The organism is Streptomyces sp. NPDC048275 (assembly GCF_040652275.1).
GTDB lineage: Bacteria > Actinomycetota > Actinomycetes > Streptomycetales > Streptomycetaceae > Streptomyces.
Genome location: NZ_JBEZLR010000003.1, coordinates 138,246 through 154,042 on the forward strand (window position 1 = coordinate 138,246; position 15,797 = coordinate 154,042).

15 protein-coding genes are annotated in these 15,797 nt (G+C 69.3%); 6 read left to right on the forward strand and 9 right to left on the reverse strand.

The annotated features are described in order from the left end of the window. Positions 1 to 63 precede the first annotated feature (63 nt). Positions 64 to 261, reverse strand: coding sequence for a DUF397 domain-containing protein (locus tag AB0D57_RS03325; RefSeq protein ID WP_362066451.1), 198 nt, complete (start codon positions 259 to 261; stop codon positions 64 to 66). Next, positions 258 to 1,103, reverse strand: coding sequence for a helix-turn-helix transcriptional regulator (locus AB0D57_RS03330; protein WP_362066453.1), 846 nt, complete (start codon positions 1,101 to 1,103; stop codon positions 258 to 260). The genes AB0D57_RS03325 and AB0D57_RS03330 overlap by 4 nt, the downstream gene beginning before the upstream one ends. A gap of 136 nt (positions 1,104 to 1,239) precedes the next feature. Between AB0D57_RS03330 and AB0D57_RS03335 the strand changes: the two genes are divergently transcribed. From AB0D57_RS03335 to AB0D57_RS03345, 3 genes are all read left to right on the forward strand, one after another. Continuing rightward, positions 1,240 to 1,686: an ATP-binding protein gene (locus AB0D57_RS03335; RefSeq protein ID WP_362066455.1), complete on the forward strand. Its 447-nt coding sequence runs from the start codon at positions 1,240 to 1,242 to the stop codon at positions 1,684 to 1,686. Positions 1,687 to 1,770: 84 nt separating this feature from the next. Next, on the forward strand, positions 1,771 to 2,694 hold the full coding sequence (locus tag AB0D57_RS03340) for a hypothetical protein (RefSeq protein ID WP_362066457.1): 924 nt from the start codon (positions 1,771 to 1,773) through the stop codon (positions 2,692 to 2,694). Next, positions 2,691 to 3,185, forward strand: coding sequence for a hypothetical protein (locus AB0D57_RS03345; RefSeq protein ID WP_362066459.1), 495 nt, complete (start codon positions 2,691 to 2,693; stop codon positions 3,183 to 3,185). Before AB0D57_RS03340 ends, AB0D57_RS03345 begins: the two co-directional genes overlap by 4 nt. A 134-nt stretch (positions 3,186 to 3,319) precedes the next feature. Here the strand turns inward: AB0D57_RS03345 and AB0D57_RS03350 are convergent, their stop codons facing one another. Both AB0D57_RS03350 and AB0D57_RS03355 read right to left on the reverse strand, forming a co-directional pair. Beyond that, on the reverse strand, positions 3,320 to 5,542 hold the full coding sequence (locus AB0D57_RS03350; RefSeq protein ID WP_362066461.1) for an MMPL family transporter: 2,223 nt from the start codon (positions 5,540 to 5,542) through the stop codon (positions 3,320 to 3,322). 134 nt (positions 5,543 to 5,676) lie between these two features. Continuing rightward, a complete protein-coding gene (locus AB0D57_RS03355; RefSeq protein WP_362066463.1) occupies positions 5,677 to 6,276 on the reverse strand; it encodes a TetR/AcrR family transcriptional regulator in 600 nt (199 codons plus the stop codon). Positions 6,277 to 6,499: 223 nt separating this feature from the next. Between AB0D57_RS03355 and AB0D57_RS03360 the strand changes: the two genes are divergently transcribed. Then, positions 6,500 to 9,799, forward strand: coding sequence for a S41 family peptidase (locus tag AB0D57_RS03360; RefSeq protein ID WP_362066465.1), 3,300 nt, complete (start codon positions 6,500 to 6,502; stop codon positions 9,797 to 9,799). A 92-nt stretch (positions 9,800 to 9,891) separates the two neighbouring features. On the opposite strand, the gene AB0D57_RS03365 is transcribed toward AB0D57_RS03360, so the two are convergent. The 4 genes from AB0D57_RS03365 to AB0D57_RS03380 all read right to left on the reverse strand — a co-directional run bounded on the left by AB0D57_RS03365 (position 9,892) and on the right by AB0D57_RS03380 (position 13,603). After that, on the reverse strand, positions 9,892 to 10,152 hold the full coding sequence (locus tag AB0D57_RS03365; protein WP_362066467.1) for a hypothetical protein: 261 nt from the start codon (positions 10,150 to 10,152) through the stop codon (positions 9,892 to 9,894). 84 nt (positions 10,153 to 10,236) lie between these two features. Beyond that, positions 10,237 to 11,121, reverse strand: coding sequence for an SDR family oxidoreductase (locus tag AB0D57_RS03370; protein WP_362066469.1), 885 nt, complete (start codon positions 11,119 to 11,121; stop codon positions 10,237 to 10,239). Beyond that, positions 11,118 to 12,035: an alpha/beta hydrolase gene (locus AB0D57_RS03375; protein WP_362066471.1), complete on the reverse strand. Its 918-nt coding sequence runs from the start codon at positions 12,033 to 12,035 to the stop codon at positions 11,118 to 11,120. Before AB0D57_RS03375 ends, AB0D57_RS03370 begins: the two co-directional genes overlap by 4 nt. After that, positions 12,032 to 13,603: an NAD(P)/FAD-dependent oxidoreductase gene (locus AB0D57_RS03380; RefSeq protein WP_362066473.1), complete on the reverse strand. Its 1,572-nt coding sequence runs from the start codon at positions 13,601 to 13,603 to the stop codon at positions 12,032 to 12,034. Before AB0D57_RS03380 ends, AB0D57_RS03375 begins: the two co-directional genes overlap by 4 nt. A 177-nt stretch (positions 13,604 to 13,780) precedes the next feature. Here AB0D57_RS03380 and AB0D57_RS03385 point away from each other — a divergent pair, with 177 nt between their 5' ends. Further along, positions 13,781 to 14,416 (forward strand): MerR family transcriptional regulator, encoded by a 636-nt coding sequence (locus tag AB0D57_RS03385; protein ID WP_362066677.1) that lies wholly within the window; start codon positions 13,781 to 13,783, stop codon positions 14,414 to 14,416. 6 nt (positions 14,417 to 14,422) lie between these two features. On the opposite strand, the gene AB0D57_RS03390 is transcribed toward AB0D57_RS03385, so the two are convergent. Continuing rightward, positions 14,423 to 15,226, reverse strand: coding sequence for an exodeoxyribonuclease III (locus AB0D57_RS03390; RefSeq protein WP_362066475.1), 804 nt, complete (start codon positions 15,224 to 15,226; stop codon positions 14,423 to 14,425). A gap of 58 nt (positions 15,227 to 15,284) precedes the next feature. Here AB0D57_RS03390 and AB0D57_RS03395 point away from each other — a divergent pair, with 58 nt between their 5' ends. Beyond that, positions 15,285 to 15,791, forward strand: coding sequence for a GNAT family N-acetyltransferase (locus AB0D57_RS03395; RefSeq protein ID WP_362066477.1), 507 nt, complete (start codon positions 15,285 to 15,287; stop codon positions 15,789 to 15,791). Positions 15,792 to 15,797 lie beyond the last annotated feature (6 nt).

Genomic DNA, 15,797 nt, shown 5'->3' on the forward strand with positions numbered 1-15,797 from the left:
GCCCTTGACTCGGCTCGCGGAAGCACGACACTGACCAAGAAGCGGGCGGCCCCCACGGCCACTTCAGTACTGACGGTTGGACGACGCGTACGTGAGGAAGTCGGTCCAGGTGGTGGCAGCGACGGTGAGGTGAGGGGCGGCGGGGGTCTTGGAGTCACGGATGTGGATGGTGGCGGGGGCCACGGCTATCTCGACGCAGTCGCCGGGCTCGCTGCTGCTGCTGTAGCTGCTCTTGAACCACTGGAGTTCACGGGTGCTCATAGTTCTCCCAGCACGTGCTCGATGAAGGCCAGCGACTCCCTCGGCGTGAGAGCCTGCGCCCGGATCATGCCATACCGCAGCTCAAGGACCCGAAGATCCCGGGGACTTGAGACCGGGCGACCGTTGAACGCCCCGTCGGAACGCCCGACCCCCGTGCCGTCCTGGAACTTCAGCACCTCGATCAGGCCGTCCATTCCGGCATGGTCCTCCCGCTCGGTTGGCATGACCTGGAGCATGACGTTCCGCAACTGCGCTACCTCCAACAGGTGTTCAAGCTGCCGACGCAACACCATCTTCCCTCCGATGGGGCGTTCCAGCGTCACCTGTTCCTGGACAAAACCGAGCGTCGGGGCGGGCTCCCGTTCGAAGATCGCCTTACGGGCCATCCGCGCATCGGTCTCCCGCGCCACCACGTCCGACGAGAGTGCGGGCTGCCGGGTCTCGAACAGCGCCTTCGCGTACTCGGGTGTCTGCAACAGTCCATGGATGTTGTGGTTGCTGTACAGCAATAACTCGACCGACCGCGCCTCCAGTTGCGCCAGCTCCCGCACCTTCTTCGGATACCGAGCCTTCTCCGTGTGCGTCCGCAGCGCAGTGATCGCCCCGCCCGCGTTCAGCACCTCGTCCGCCTGGTAGAGGAACTCCAGCCGGGGGATCCGCGCCCCGCGCTCGATCTTGCGGATCATGTCCTCGCCGTACCCCATCACCTCCCCGAAGTCGACCGCCCGCATCCCCGCGGCCTCCCGGTGGAACTTGATCACGCCTCCGACGACCTCGATCATCGGCGCCATCTCGTCCCCGGGTTCGATCCCCCAACCCGCCTCGTCCACGTCCTCGCTCATCGCCCACCTCCAACGCGCACCCGTACCCGTACGGCACGGAGACAGCCGAGACAGCCCGAGACAAACCCCGGACAGTCACCGTACGCACACGCGCCGCGACTCCTCACCGTACGCAGACTCGGCCACTCTGAGTGACGTGAACCAAGAAACCGCCGCCCCCCACCCCCAACTCGACTCCCCCATCCGCAACTTCAGCGTCCTTCTGTCCCCCACACCTCGCGGCGCCCGCCTGGCCCGTCTGCTCGCGGTCGAACAACTCCGCAGCTGGGGACTCCCGTTGGAGGCGGCAAGCCAGATCGTCGCCGAACTGGCGGCCAACGCGGCCACGCACGGCAGGGTCGCGGGCCGTGACTTCCGGCTGACGCTGTACGTGGTCGGCGACACGCTCCGTATCGAGGTCACGGACACGCGGGGTGACCGCCTCCCCCACCTCGCCCCACCGCGCCCGGAAGCGGAAAAGGGCCGGGGTCTCCTCCTCGTGGCCGCGCTGGCCGCCCGCTGGGGTGTGGCGCTCGGGCCGGCGCCCCGGAAGACGGTCTGGGCGGACGTGAACGTACGCGGGACTCATCACCCACACGGGTGATCGTCACCCAATTAGCCGCGCAACTGCATATACCTCGGTCATATGCTCACGCCTGTTCGACACGAAAGGAGCGCAATCACCACGATGGTCAGTTCCCCACACGAAGCGATGCACCGGATCTTCCGGCAGGACCCGGGACTCTTCGCCCGCGTCACCCGCAGGCTCGGTATCCCGGAGTTCGGAACGCCGATCTCCGTCACCGAACTCCCCACCGACCTCAGCGAGAACCACCCGGTGGAGAGGCGGGTGGACACGCTGTTAGAAATCAAGGAGGCGGCCGGCAGCTACATCGTCGCTGTCGAAGCCCAGGGGAAACCGGACGAGTGCAAACACGCCAGCTGGGCTTGGTACATGGCCTTCGTGAACGACAAGTACAAGGTCCCTCCGGTACTCCTCGTCATCTGCCGGGACCGGAAAACCGCAGACTGGGCTGCCCGCCCCGTGAAGATCGGCCCCCCGCAGTGGCAAGGTCTCGCCCTGCGGCCCCTGGTCTTCGGACCCGACGACATCCCCCTCATCGAAACCCTGGACGAAGCCACCCGCGACGTCCCGATGACCGTTCTGTCCGCCGTTCTGCACGCCCGGGACCGGTCCGTCGATGCCACACTGAAGGTACTGGCAGCAGCTTTGAGGGCCATGGAGGCCCGCGACCCGGACAACGCGCGAGTCTTCGCGGAATTCGCCAATCAGGGCCTGGACAAGACCGAGGCCCTCAAGCTCTGGAGGCAACTCTTGGCCGCCGAAACCTCATTCTTCACGTCATCGCTGTCACAGGAAATCCGCGACGAAGGACGCGCCGAGGGGGAGGTCAAGGCGCTCGCCAACTACCTCCTCCACCATCTCGACCGCCGAGGCATCCCCGTCTCCGACACCGACCGGGACCGCATCACCACCTGCGACAACCCCGACACCCTCACCCACTGGATCGACCGCGCCATCACCGCCACCTCCACCGCTGAGGTGTTCACCGAGGACCCGGCCGACCAGGAACCCGGTGAGACGCAGTGACAGAGAACCCCCCGAACGACGGACCAGCCGAAGAGCTCTGCCGGGCACTCACATCGTCCTCCTGGTCAGAGCGTTCGGACATTCCCGCCGAGGTCGCGGCCGAGGGCATCCTTACGGCCCTGAACCGCGTGGGCGTGTCCGTCTCCAAGGTCACCCCACTCTCCGAGGCGTTCCCCGAAGAGCCTGTGCCCGTCGGCGCGCTGGCCCGGGATGTCCGCGCCGAGCGAGTGCGCAAGGAGCTTGCCCGGGGATACGGCGAGATCTACGTCAGAGAGACATCCTGGGAGTACCTCAAGGGGTATTCGCAGGGCAGAACCGCTGACGTCTTACTCCTCCTCGACCGCCGCGGCATTCTCGTCCCTGACGCCGACCGCGAACGCATCGCCACCTGCAACAACCTCGACACCCTCACCCGCTGGTTCAACCGAGCCATCACCGCCACCTCCACCCCCGAGGTGTTCGCCGAGGACCCCGCCGACCAAGCGAAGTAACGGCACCAAAGGACCCACAGGAACCAAGAGAGAGGCACCCCGCCACAACGCAGGGTGCCCCTCACCGCATCAGTCAAGTTTCAGACCTCAGCCCCGAGGCCCAGGCCCAAGACCCAGCCCCGAGACTTCAGGCCTCAGACCCGTACCAACTCCCGGTCCTCGTCCTTGCCGCCGCCGTCGCTCTTCTCGGACAGGGCGCGCAGGCCCTCGCCCTCGACGTCGACGTTGGGAAGGACGCGGTCCAGCCACTTCGGCAGCCACCAGGCCTTCTTGCCGAGCAGGGCGAGTACCGCCGGGACGATGGTCATGCGGACCACGAACGCGTCGAAGAAGACGGCGATCGCGAGGCCGAAGCCGATCATCTTGATCATCGACTCGCTGGAGCCGATGAAACCGGAGAAGACGGCGATCATGATGACGGCCGCGGCCGTGACCACCCGGGCGCCGTGCTTGAAGCCGGTCACGATGGCCTGGTTGGGCTTCTCGCCGTGGACGTACGCCTCGCGCATCCGGGTCACGAGGAACACCTCGTAGTCCATGGCGAGACCGAAGACGACGCCCACCATGAAGATCGGCATCATCGACATGATCGGGCCGGTCTCCTCGACGCCCATCAGGCCGGACAGCCAGCCCCACTGGAAGACCGCGACCACCGCGCCGAGCGCCGCCATCACGCTCAGCAGGAAGCCGAGCGCCGCCTTCAGCGGGACCAGGATCGAGCGGAACACGAGGATCAGGAGCAGGAAGGCGAGGCCGACCACCAGCGCCAGATACGGGACCAGCGCGTCGTTGAGCTTCTGCGAGAAGTCGATGTTCATCGCGGTGGTGCCGGTGACGTAGACGTTCGCGTCGGTGTCCGCCTTGATGTCGCCGCCCGCGTCGCGGATGGCGTACACCAGGTCCTCGGTCGTGACCGACGACGGCTTCGAGTCGGGGATGACCGTGATCGTCGCGGTGTCCCCGGCCTTGTTGAACGCCGCCGGGCTCACCGACACGACGTCGTTCAGGTCCTTGACGGTGTCCTCGACCTGGGTGGCCGCGCCCTTGGGGTCGTCGCTCGACTTGGCGTCCAGGACGAGCATCAGGGGACCGTTGAAGCCGGGCCCGAAACCGTCGGACAGCGCGTCGTACGCCCGGCGCTGCGTGGTGGACGTCGGCTGTGAACCGTCGTCGGGCAGACCCAGTTCGAGCGAGGCCACCGGGACGGCGGCGGCGCCCAGGCCCACGACGCCGAGCAGCAGCACGGCGAGCGGACGGCGGACGATGAAGCTCGCCCAGCGGGTGCCCATGTTGGGCTTGCCCTCGTTCTTGGAGGCCCGGCCGCCGCCGAGCAGCTTGCTCTTCTTGCCGGCGGGCTGGACCTTCTTGCCCGCGTACCCGAGCAGCGCCGGGATCAGCGTCAGCGCGATGACGACGGCGATGGCGACCGTGCCGGCCGCCGCGACGCCCATCTTCGTCAGCATCGGGATGTTGACGACCGAGAGACCCACGAGTGCGATCACGACGGTGAGACCCGCGAAGACCACCGCGGAGCCCGCCGTACCGACGGCCCGTCCGGCCGCTTCCTCGCGCTCCCGGCCCTCGGCCAGCTCGGCCCGGTAGCGGGAGACGACGAACAGCGCGTAGTCGATGCCGACCGCCAGGCCGATCATCATCGCCAGCGTCGAGGTGGTGTCGCCGAGGTCGAGCGCCTTGGCGAGGGCGGTGATGGTGGAGACGCCGATGCCGACGCCGACGATCGCGGTCAGCAGCGGCAGCCCGGCCGCGATCAGTGAACCGAAGGTGATGACGAGGACGATCGCGGCGACCGCGATGCCGATGATCTCGGTGGAGCCGGTCTCGGGCGTCGCCTGGAGCGCGTCACCGCCCACCTCGACATCCAGCCCGGCGTCCCGCGCGTCCTGCGCGGCCTCCTCCAGGGCCTCCGTCGAGGAGTCCTTCAGCTCCATGCCGGAGACCTTGTAGGACACCGACGCGTAGGCGACGGATCCGTCCTTGCTCACGGCGTGGGACTTGAAGGGGTCGGTGACGGAGGTGACTTCGGAGCCGTCGCCGAGCGCCTTGACGGCATCCTTGACGGTCGCCTTGTTGCCCGGGTCGTCCATCTTCTCGCCGCTGGGCGCCTTGAAGACGACACGTGCGGTCGCTCCGTCGGCGCTCGAGCCGGGGAAGCGCTGCTCCAGCAGGTCGAAGGCCTTCTGCGCCTCGGTGCCGGGGATCGAGAACGACGTGGTGCCGGCGGCGGGGGCGCTGGCCGCACCGACGCCCGCGAGTGTCAGCAACGCCACCCATATCAGGGCGACGAAGTGCCGTCGCCGGAAGGCGAATCGGCCGAGTTTATAGAGGAATGTGGCCACGAGGGAGTACTCCCGGTCAGGTCGTGGATGGCAGGGGCTGGTGTGGTCACCCGGTTGGGCATGGGTTGTCAGCCCGACGACGTGAGCGGTCGCGTCAGGTGCAGATTCGGGGACTTGTCTGGGGTGTTGGGTGGTTACGCGCCGAGAGCGGGGAGGATCACGGCATCGATGTACGAGGTGAGGAAGGCCTGCGTCGGGGGCTGTTCGTCGATCATGGTCCGGGCCGCGAAGCCGCCGATCATCATGTGCAGCACGTAGTCCATCGCGGGGTTGTCCGGACGGATCTCACCCCGGTCGACGGCACGTCGCAGCACCAGCCGCATCTCCTGGAGCTCCGGCTCGATGATCATCTCCCGAAAGGCTCTGAGGAGATCGGGGTTCCCGTGCATCGCCATGGCCAGACCCCGCATCAGCGCGGAGTTCTGTTCCAGGTCGCAGTCGTCCCCACGTCGCACTATCGCGTGGAAGTCGCCCCGCAGGGACCCGGTGTCGACATCGCCATCACTGAGGGAGACCACGTGCTTCTGGCTCTTCAGCGCCTTGACGACGAGCTCGGCCTTACCGCCCCACTGGCGGTAGAGGGTGGCCTTACTGGACTTGGTGCGGGCGGCCACGGCGTCCATCGTCAGGGCGTCGTAGCCGACCTCCCGGAGCAGTTCGAGCACGGCCGCGTACAACTCGGCCTCACGCTCGGGCGTGATCCGACTGCGGCGCGCCGTTGCGACTTCAGCCATCCCACTCACCTTCCCCTGCTCCACGCCCGAAGCGGCCTGCTCCGAACGACACGGTTTCGTACCTCACCTTGGTACGTCTCTGAAGATACCCTGAAGGCAAGCGAAACGAAACCGTTTCGTACGTGTCCTGAGTCACTCGCCCCGTCCACGCACGAACGCACCACGCACACGCCACGCGCACTCACAAGTTGCCAGGGCCCGTCAGGGGGAAAAGCATGGATGGGTGAGCGACGAGTTCGAGAAGGCGCCCCAGGACCAGAACACCCCCGGCTACCTCCGCTTCCCCCACCTCAGCGGCGATCGGCTCTGCTTCGCGGCCGAGGACGACCTGTGGGTTGCCCCCCTCGACGGCCCCGGCCGCGCCTGGCGGCTCACCGTCGACCGCACCAAGATCGGCCACCCCCGCTTCTCCCCCGACGGCCGCCACATCGCGTACACCAGCTGGCGCAGCTTCGTGCCGGAGATCCATCTCGCGCCGGTCGACGGCGGCCCCGGCAGACGGCTCACCTACTGGGGCAGCGCCGACACCCAGGTCTGCGGCTGGTCCCCCGACGGCGACATCCTCGCCGTGGCCTCGCACAACCAGCCCTTCTCGTACTTCACCTGGGCCTACAGCGTCCCCACCGACGGCGACCCCGGCGGCAGGCTCCCCTGGGGCCCGGTCGCCGGCATCCAGGTCGCCGACATCGAGGGCGAACGCAAGACCCTGCTGCTCACCGGCGCCCCGCCACACGAACCCGCCGCCTGGAAGCGCTACCGGGGTGGCGCGACGGGCCGACTGTGGCTGCACGGGCAGCGGTTGCTGGCCGGCCTCGAAGGCCACTTCGACTGCCCCATGTTCGTCGGCGGCCGTATCGCCTTCCTCTCCGACCACGAAGGGGTCGGGAATCTGTACTCGTGCGCCTACGACGGCTCCGACCTGCGCCGCCACACCGACCACGACGCCTTCTACGCGCGGCACGCGTCCAGCGACGGCAACCGGGTGGTGTACCAGTGCGCCGGGGATCTGTGGATCGTCGACGACCTGTCCCCGGACTCGCTGCCGCGCCGTCTCGACGTCCGCCTGGGCGGGCCGCGCGCCGGACGGCGTACGTACCAGGTGCCGGCCACCCAGCACATCGACGGCATCTCCGTGGACGAGACGGGCCGGGCCAGCGCCGTCGTCGTACGCGGCAGCCTGTACTGGCTCACCCACCGCGACGGCCCCGCGCGCACCATCGCGGACACCCCGGGGGTACGGGTCCGGCTCCCCGAGATGCTCGGCTCCAGCGACCAGGTCGCCTATGTGACGGACGCGGACGGCGAGGACACGATCGAGATCGCCTCTCTGCCGCGGGCCTCCGGCGAACGCGAGGCGCGCCGGCCCACCTCCGGCGACCTGGGCCGCGTACTGGAACTGGTGGCGGATCCGCAGGGCGAGCGGCTGGCGATCGCGTCGAACGACGGGCGGCTGCTCCTGACGGCTGTGTCCGATGAAGCGGCTGCCGCCGCGGGCACAGAGGAGTCGAACGGCGAGGTCACGGAGCTGATCCGGTCCATCAACGGGCCGGTGCGGGATCTCGCCTTCTCGCCGGACGGGGCGTGGCTGACGTGGTCGCACCCCGGGATCGGCCGGTCCCTGCGCCAGATCAAGATGGCGCGTATAAAGGACCGGCTCATCGTCGATGTCACCAACGGACGCTTCGAGGACGAGAACCCCGTGTTCACCCGGGACGGCCGGTATCTGGCCTTCCTGTCCTGGCGCGGCTTCGACCCGGTGTACGACGTCCACACCGGCGACCTCTCCTTCCCGCTGGGCTGCCGCCCCTACCTGGTGCCGCTGTCCTCCGCCACCCCGTCCCCGTTCGCGCTGAACCCCGACGGGCGGCCGGTCGCCGGGGGCCTGGACCCGGTCGAGGACGAGGGCGCCGATGGTGCGGTGAGCGTCGAGCTGGAGGGGCTGGAGAGCCGGGTGACGCCGTTCCCGGTCACCGCGTCCAAGTACTCGGCGCTGTACCCGGTCGCGGGCGGCGGCCTGGTCTGGCTGCGCTGGCCGATCTCGGGCGCGCTGGGCGAGACCTTCGTCAACCCCGCCGACATCTCCGGCCGTCCCACCCTCGAGTACTTCAACATCGCCAAGGCGAAGAAGTCCGAACTCGTCGAGCATCTGGACTGGTTCGCGGTGAGCGGCGACGGCTCCCGGCTGGTGGTCGTGGACGAGGGCGACCTGCGCGCCGTCCCCGCCACCGAGTCCGGCGACAGCGACACGACGGTCTGGATCGACCTGCGCCGCATCATCCACGAGGTGCATCCGCCCGCCGAGTGGCGCCAGGCGTACGAGGAGGCGGGCCGCATCATCCGCTCCTACTTCTGGGAACCCCACATGTGCGGCATCGACTGGGACGCGGTGCTCGCGCAGTACCGCCCGCTGGTCGAACGGGTCGCGTCCCCGGACGAGTTCGCGGACCTGTTGCGCGAAGTCCTCGGTGAACTCGGCACCTCCCATGCGTACGTCGCCGCCGCCCGCCGCAACGAGGGCCCGGCCCACTACCAGCGCTGGCAGGGCCTACTGGGTGCCAACTTCGTCCGCCACGACGGGAGTTGGACCCTCCGGCGGATCCTCCCCGGCGATTCGTCGGACTCCAAGGCCCGCTCCCCCCTCGCCGGCACCGGCATTCGCGAGGGCGCCGTACTGACGCATGTGGACGGCCGCCCGGTGGACCCGGTGACGGGGCCGTATCCGCTGCTGGCGGGCGCGGGCGGTACGACGGTGGAGCTGACGTTCACGACGACGGAGGGCGAGGGCCGCTCACGCCGGGTCGCCGTCATCCCGCTGATCGACGAGCGGCCCCTGCGCTACCAGGACTGGGTGGCCAAACGCCGGGATGTCGTACGGGAGTTGAGCGGCGGACGCTGCGGCTACCTGCACATCCCGGACATGGGCGGCTCGGGCTGGGCCCAGTTCAACCGTGACCTGCGTCTGGAGGTCTCACGCCCGGCGCTGATCGTCGACGTGCGCGGCAACGCGGGCGGCCACATCAGCGAGCTCGTCGTCGAGAAGTTGACGCGCGCGATCCTGGGCTGGGACCTGACACGCAACGCCCAGCCGGTGTCGTACGCGTCGAACGCCCCACGGGGCCCGGTGGTCGCCCTCGCCGACGAGGCGACCTCGTCCGACGGCGACATGATCACGGCCGCGTTCAAGCTGCTGAAGCTCGGTCCGGTGGTCGGTCAGCGCACCTGGGGCGGAGTCGTCGGCATGACCGGCCGCCACCGCCTTGGCGACGGGACGGTGATCACGGTGCCGATGAACGCGGCCTGGTTCGACACGTACGGCTGGTCCATCGAGAACCGGGGCGTCACCCCGGACCTGGAAGTCCTTCGCACCCCGCTGGACTGGGCGGAGGGCCACCACACCGAGATGGACACCGCGATCCAACTCGCCCTGGACCTCCTGGCCACCCACCCCGCGTCCTCCCCACCGGACTATTCCAACGTCCCGGACAGGACAAGACCGAAGCTGCCGCCAAGGGGCACCCCGTAAGAGACGCGAGGACCGGCGCCCCACGACAAGCGTGGGGCGCCCCCGAGAAAGAGGGCGCCCCACACTCTGCCGAAAGCCCAGTGCAACGATCGTCAGACGTCGTAGTCCTGGTCGAGGCGGTCCTTGGCCTCGCGCTGCAGGCGCTCAGTCTCCTGCTGGTTGCGGCTCGCCTCCGGGGAGCGGCGCTCCTGCGGAGAACGGCCGCGCTCAGGCTCCTGCGGGGTACGGGCGCGTCCCTTGGACGTGCGCTCGCCCGTCTGCTCCTTCGCCGCGCCCTTCGCTTCGCCCATCTTCTTCTTGCCCTGCTGCTTCAGCTGCTCAGCCTTGTCCTTGAACTGGTCTTGCATGCCCATGAGAATCACTCCGTTGTGGGTGAGGGGGATCGGGCCTCGACCAGAGTTACACGGGGGAACATGCTGCGCATTTCGATCAGTTACTCACGGTGAGATCCCTTGCCGCTGCTGCTCGTCGGCCGCTCCACCGGCGCCGACGAGCCCCGTACCGACCCCCTTGAGCCGCGGCTCGAAGCGCCGCATCTCCCGTTGCCCGACCGCCCCGATGATCCCGGGGAGGTATCCCCGGACACCCTGCATCCCCCGCAGCCACCACTGCGCGTACACATGGCTGGAGCGGCGCTCGATGCCCGCCACGATCCGATCGACCGCCGGGCCCAGCGGATACGTCTTGCTGGACGGCCACGGCAGTCGTTGCCGCAGTTCGCGCATCACGTCGTCCTGGTCGGCGCCGCGCACCATGTCGGTGTCGGTCCAGGACAGGTAACCGACCCCGACGCGTACGCCCTTGTAGCCGACCTCGGCGCGCAGGCTGTGCGCGTACGCCTCGACGCCCGACTTGGACGCGCAGTACGCGGTCATCATCGGCGCCGGCGTGATGGCCGCGAGCGAGGCGATCTGGAGCAAGTAGCCCCGGCTCTCCATGAGTACGGGCAGGAAGGCGCGGGCGGTGACCGCCGATCCGATCAGATTGACCTCGATGACCCGCCGCCAGGCGACCGGATCGGAGTCCACAAAGGGACCGCCGCTCGCGACACCGGCGTTGGCGACGACGATGTCCACCTTGCCGAACCGCTCCTTCACCTCGGCCGCGACCCGCGTCATCGCCTCGTGGTCGGTGACGTCGGCGTGCCAGTGGCCGCTCTCGCTGTGCAGCCGCTCCGAGACCTGTTTGAGGGCGTCCGCCTCGAGACCGACGAGCGCGATCTTGGCGCCGCGCGCGGAGAGTTTGCGGGCGAGGAGTTCGCCGACGCCCCGCGCGGCTCCCGTGACGACGGCGACCTGCCCTTCCAGACTGACCCTGCTCATGCGCCCTCCTTCATCTGTACGTGCGTGGAGACGAGTTCGCGTATGCGGGAAGTGATCAGCTCGGGTGCCTCGACCGGCGTCATGTGCCCAAGCCCCGTCAGCTCGGTGAGGCCGACGCAGTTCGGCAGCGACGCGACGAGGGCGCGGGCGTGTGTCACGGGCGTCATCCGGTCCGCCGTACCCGCCACTACGGCTGTCGGTACCGTCAACTCCCGTACACCGTGGTCGAGATCGAGCCGGTCGAGCACCTGTGACCAGGCGTGCCGCACCGTGCGCGGACACGCGTGCACGATCCGCGCGCAGGCCTCGACCATGCCCGACGACGAACCGGGGCCCATGGTCGCGTACTTGAGGATCCGCCGGGCCAATGGCGTGACCGGCCCGAGCGGCGCCCGCGATCCGAGGATCTGCCGGGTGACCCCGGTGCGCAGCCGCCCGGCGGGCATCGGCACCACCCGCGACTCGGCGACCAGTCGCGAACTGCCCGTGCTGCACAGCAGAGCGGCGGCCGCATGCTCGCGGAAGCGTGGTCTGGCCGAGGCGGCCATCAGTGTCATCCCGCCCATGGAGTGCCCCACGAGCACCGCCTTCTCGCCCGGCGCGAGCGTGGCCGCGAGGACGGCTTCCAGGTCGTCGGCGAGTGCGTCCGTACCGCATGCCTCGCTCGCGGGGCTGCGTCCGTGTCCGCGCTGGTCGTACGCGATCACCCGGTGGTCGGCGGCGAGATCCCGTATCTGGGCGGCCCAGAAGGCGGTCGAGCAGGTCCAGCCGTGGGCGAGGACGACGGGGGGCGCGTTCTCGGCTCCGTGCACTTCGACGTGCAGCCGGGCGCCGTCGGCGGAGACAGCGGTCAGTTCGCGCGCGGGCGTGGGCGGGGCGTACGGGCCGCTCGCCACGGGGGTCGGTCGGCTCACGCTCCGGCCTCCAGCTTCTCGGCCGGGTTCTCGGTACGCGGCCGGGGTGCCCGCAGGACCTCGTACTCGCCCAGGTCCACGCGCCGCGTGTTGCTCCGGAACTCGGCTGTCGTGCCCGGCCAGATGGTCGTGTTGCGGCCGTTCGCGTCGAGGTACCAGCTGGTGCAGCCGCCGGTGTTCCACACCGTGCGCTTCATGCGCTCCTGGACCCGGTCGTTCCAGGCGTCCACGGCGCCCGGCCGCGGGGCGAGGGCGACGCGCCCGCCGAGGACGTCCAACTGCCGCATGTAGTCGACCATGTAGTTCAGCTGGGACTCGATCATCAGGATCATGCTGGAGGTCCCCAGTCCCGTGTTGGGCCCGATGATCGTCATCCAGTTGGGGAAATTGACGGCGGTGGCGCCGCGCAGCGACTTCATGCCCTCCTTCCAGCTCTCCGCGAGCGTCCGGCCGTCGGCGCCGACGACCCGGTCGGCGATCGGCATGTCGGTGACGTGGAAGCCCGTACCGAAGACGATCGCGTCGACCTCGGCCTCGCTGCCGTCGGCGGCGACGAGGGTGGAGCCGCGGACTTCGCTCAGCCCACTCGCGACCACGTCCACGTTGGGCTGGGCGAGCGCCGGGTAGTAGGCGCTGGAGAGCAGGATGCGCTTGCAGCCGATGCGGTAGTCGGGGGTCAGCTTGGCGCGCAGCGCCGGGTCCTTGATGGCCCGGGCGATATTGCGCCTCGCCAGCTTCTCCACCATCCCCAGCTCATCGGGCCGCTTGGTGAACGCGTGGACCTGCACCTCCCGGATGCCCCACAGGAGTCCTCGCCGCATCTTCGCGGTGAAGGGCAGCTGCCGGTGCAGCCAGCGCTCGGCGCCGCTGATGGCACGGTCGACCCGGGGCATCACCCACGGCGGGGTGCGCTGGAAGAGGGTGAGGCGGGCGGCCTCCGGCTGGATCGACGGCACGATCTGGATGGCCGAGGCGCCCGTGCCGATCATGGCGACGCGCTTGCCGCGCAGGTCGTAGTCGTGGTCCCAGCGGGCCGAGTGGAAGACCTTGCCGGGGAAGGTGTCGATGCCCGGGATGTCCGGGACCTTGGGATCGGAGAGCGGTCCGGTCGCGGACACGACGACGTCGGCGGTGAGGAACCCGCCGCTGGTCTCGATCTCCCAGCGCAGCTGCTCGGCGTCCCACGTCATCATCTTGACTTCGGAGTTGAAGCGCAGATGCGGCCGCAGCCGGAAGACGTCCGCCACGTACTCCAGGTACGCGCGGATGTGCTCCTGTCCGGAGAAGGTGCGGGGCCAGTCGGGGTTGGGCGCGAACGAGAACGAGTAGAGGTGGGACGGCACGTCGCAGGCGCACCCGGGGTAGCTGTTGTCCCGCCAGGTGCCGCCCACGCTGTCGGCCCGTTCCAGGACGACGAAGTCGGTGATCCCTTCGCGGCGCAGCCGCACCGCCGCCCCCAGGCCACCGAACCCGGACCCGATCACCGCCACTCGTACATGCTCGCGCTCGGTCGTCCCGTTCTCGTGCTCGGTCGTCCCGTCCTCGCGCCCGGTCGTCCCGTCGCTCATCCGACGCCTCCCTAGCCACCCAACCCTGCCAGTGAATACTGGCGCAATGGGGAGGGTAGAGCAGGTCCGTACTCATGGGTAGGGGTCGCGGCCACGGCGTTCACATCAGCGGCTCCGCCGCGGGTGCCGACGGCACGACGTAGGGTTTCGCCCGTGACACAGAAGCGCGAGTACCGGATGGAGGAGCTGGCCAAGGAGGCCGGCATCACCGTGCGCACCCTGCGCTTCTACCGGGAGCGCAAGCTCATACCGCCGCCCCGCCGCGAGGGCCGTATCGCCTGGTACGACGACACGCACCTGGCCCGCCTGCGCACCATCTCGGCGCTCCTCGAACGCGGCCACACCCTCAGCGGCATCGCGGAACTGGCGGAGGCCTTCGACCACGGCCGCGACGTGGGCGAGCTGCTCGGCCTCGGCGAGGCGACGGAGGAAACCCCGGTCCGCATCTCTCCGGAGGAGCTGGCCGACGTCTTCGCGGGCCAGGCGACCCCGGAGAACCTCGCCGCCGCGCTCGACCTCGGCTATCTCGGCACCGACGGCGGCGAGATCGTCCACATCAGCCGGCGTCTGCTCGACGTCTCGGCGGCCCTGGTCCGCGAGGGCATCCCGCTGTCCGACGTCCTGGCCGCGGCCCGCCGCGTCCGCGACCACGCCGACGCCCTCGCCGAACTCTTCACCGCCCTCGTCCTCGCCGAGGACCGCACCACGGAGGACCTGCGGCGCCTGCGCCCCCTGGCGAAGAGCGTGGTGGAGGCGGAACTGTCGTTGGCCCTGGACCGCAGACTCAGCCGACGGCCCCTCCAGATCGACTGACCACCCTCATCTCTCGAAGACCACGGTCACCGGAGCGTGGTCCGACCACCGCTCCCCATGGCTGGCGGCCCGCTCCACGAACGCCTTGACCGCCTTGCCCGCGAGCCCCGGCGTCGCGACAGCGAGGTCGATCCTCCATCCCGAGTCGTTGTCGAAGGCCCGCCCCCGGTACGACCACCACGAGTACGGCCCCTCGACATCCGGATGCAGCTCTCGCACGACATCGACGTACCCGCCGTCAGCCGCGTCGAAGACCCGCCCCAGCCATTCCCGCTCCTCGGGCAGGAACCCGGAGTTCTTCCTGTTCGCCCGCCAGTTCTTGAGGTCGGCCTCCTGGTGGGCGATGTTCCAGTCGCCGCAGACCACGACCTCGCGCCCGTCGGCGGCGGCCCGCTCGCGCAGCCCCTTCAGATAGGGGAGGAACTCCCCCATGAACCGGATCTTCTCGTCCTGCCGCTCGGTCCCGACCTCGCCGGAGGGCAGGTAGAGGCTGGCGACGGTGACACCCGGCAGATCGACCTCGACATACCGCCCGCTGGAGTCGAACTCCTCGGACCCGAACCCGACCTGGACGCGGTCCGGCTCGCGCCGCGTGTACAGGGACACGCCCGCACGCCCCTTGGCAGCGGCGGGCGCGTGCACGACGTGCCAGCCGTCCGGCTCGCGGACCTCCGGCGGCAGCTGTCCGGGCTCGGCCCGCACCTCCTGAAGACACAGCACGTCCGCCGAGGTCTGCGCGAGCCACTCCACGAAGCCCTTCTTCGCGGCGGCCCTGAGCCCGTTCACATTGACCGAGGTAATAGTCAGCACCCGGGCACGATACTTAATCCCTACCGCTCACCATATGCATAGATGTACGATGCTTCGCATGTATATCCGTCCGGTCCCGTTCGACCACCCCGACGCCGTCAAACTCAACGCCACGGTGCAGCTCGAGTACGCCGAGCGTTACGGCAGCGGCGAGGGCGATGTCACCCCGCTCGACGCGTCGATGTTCGAGCCGCCGCTCGGCCTGTACCTCCTCGCGTACGACGAGCAGGACCGCCCGGTCGCGACCGGCGGCTGGCGCAGCCAGGACGAGAACGACGAGGGGTACTCGGACGGCGACGCCGAGCTCAAGCGCATGTTCGTGACCCAGGAGGCGCGCGGCCTCGGCCTCGCCCGGCGCATCCTGGCCGCCCTGGAGGACGACGCCCGCACGGCCGGCCGTACCCGCATGGTCCTGGAGACCGGCGCCAAGCAGCCGGAGGCGGTCGCCCTCTACATATCCAGCGGCTACGAGCCCTGCGCCAAGTTCGGCCACTACCGCTTCGACGAGCTGAGCCTCTGCTTCGCCAAGCCGCTGACCGTCGCGGAGGGAGCGGAGAGCAGCTAGTGCCGC

Excerpts from the sequence above, each read along its gene's own strand:
- AB0D57_RS03325 (WP_362066451.1), bottom strand. The coding sequence starts at position 261 with ATGAGCACCCGTGAACTCCAGTGGTTCAAGAGCAGCTACAGCAGCAGC.
- AB0D57_RS03330 (WP_362066453.1), bottom strand. The coding sequence starts at position 1,103 with ATGAGCGAGGACGTGGACGAGGCGGGTTGGGGGATCGAACCCGGGGAC.
- AB0D57_RS03340 (WP_362066457.1), top strand. The coding sequence starts at position 1,771 with ATGGTCAGTTCCCCACACGAAGCGATGCACCGGATCTTCCGGCAGGAC.
- AB0D57_RS03355 (WP_362066463.1), bottom strand. The coding sequence starts at position 6,276 with ATGGCTGAAGTCGCAACGGCGCGCCGCAGTCGGATCACGCCCGAGCGT.
- AB0D57_RS03365 (WP_362066467.1), bottom strand. The coding sequence starts at position 10,152 with ATGGGCATGCAAGACCAGTTCAAGGACAAGGCTGAGCAGCTGAAGCAG.
- AB0D57_RS03370 (WP_362066469.1), bottom strand. The coding sequence starts at position 11,121 with ATGAGCAGGGTCAGTCTGGAAGGGCAGGTCGCCGTCGTCACGGGAGCC.
- AB0D57_RS03380 (WP_362066473.1), bottom strand. The coding sequence starts at position 13,603 with ATGAGCGACGGGACGACCGGGCGCGAGGACGGGACGACCGAGCACGAG.
- AB0D57_RS03385 (WP_362066677.1), top strand. The coding sequence starts at position 13,781 with ATGGAGGAGCTGGCCAAGGAGGCCGGCATCACCGTGCGCACCCTGCGC.
- AB0D57_RS03395 (WP_362066477.1), top strand. The coding sequence starts at position 15,285 with ATGTATATCCGTCCGGTCCCGTTCGACCACCCCGACGCCGTCAAACTC.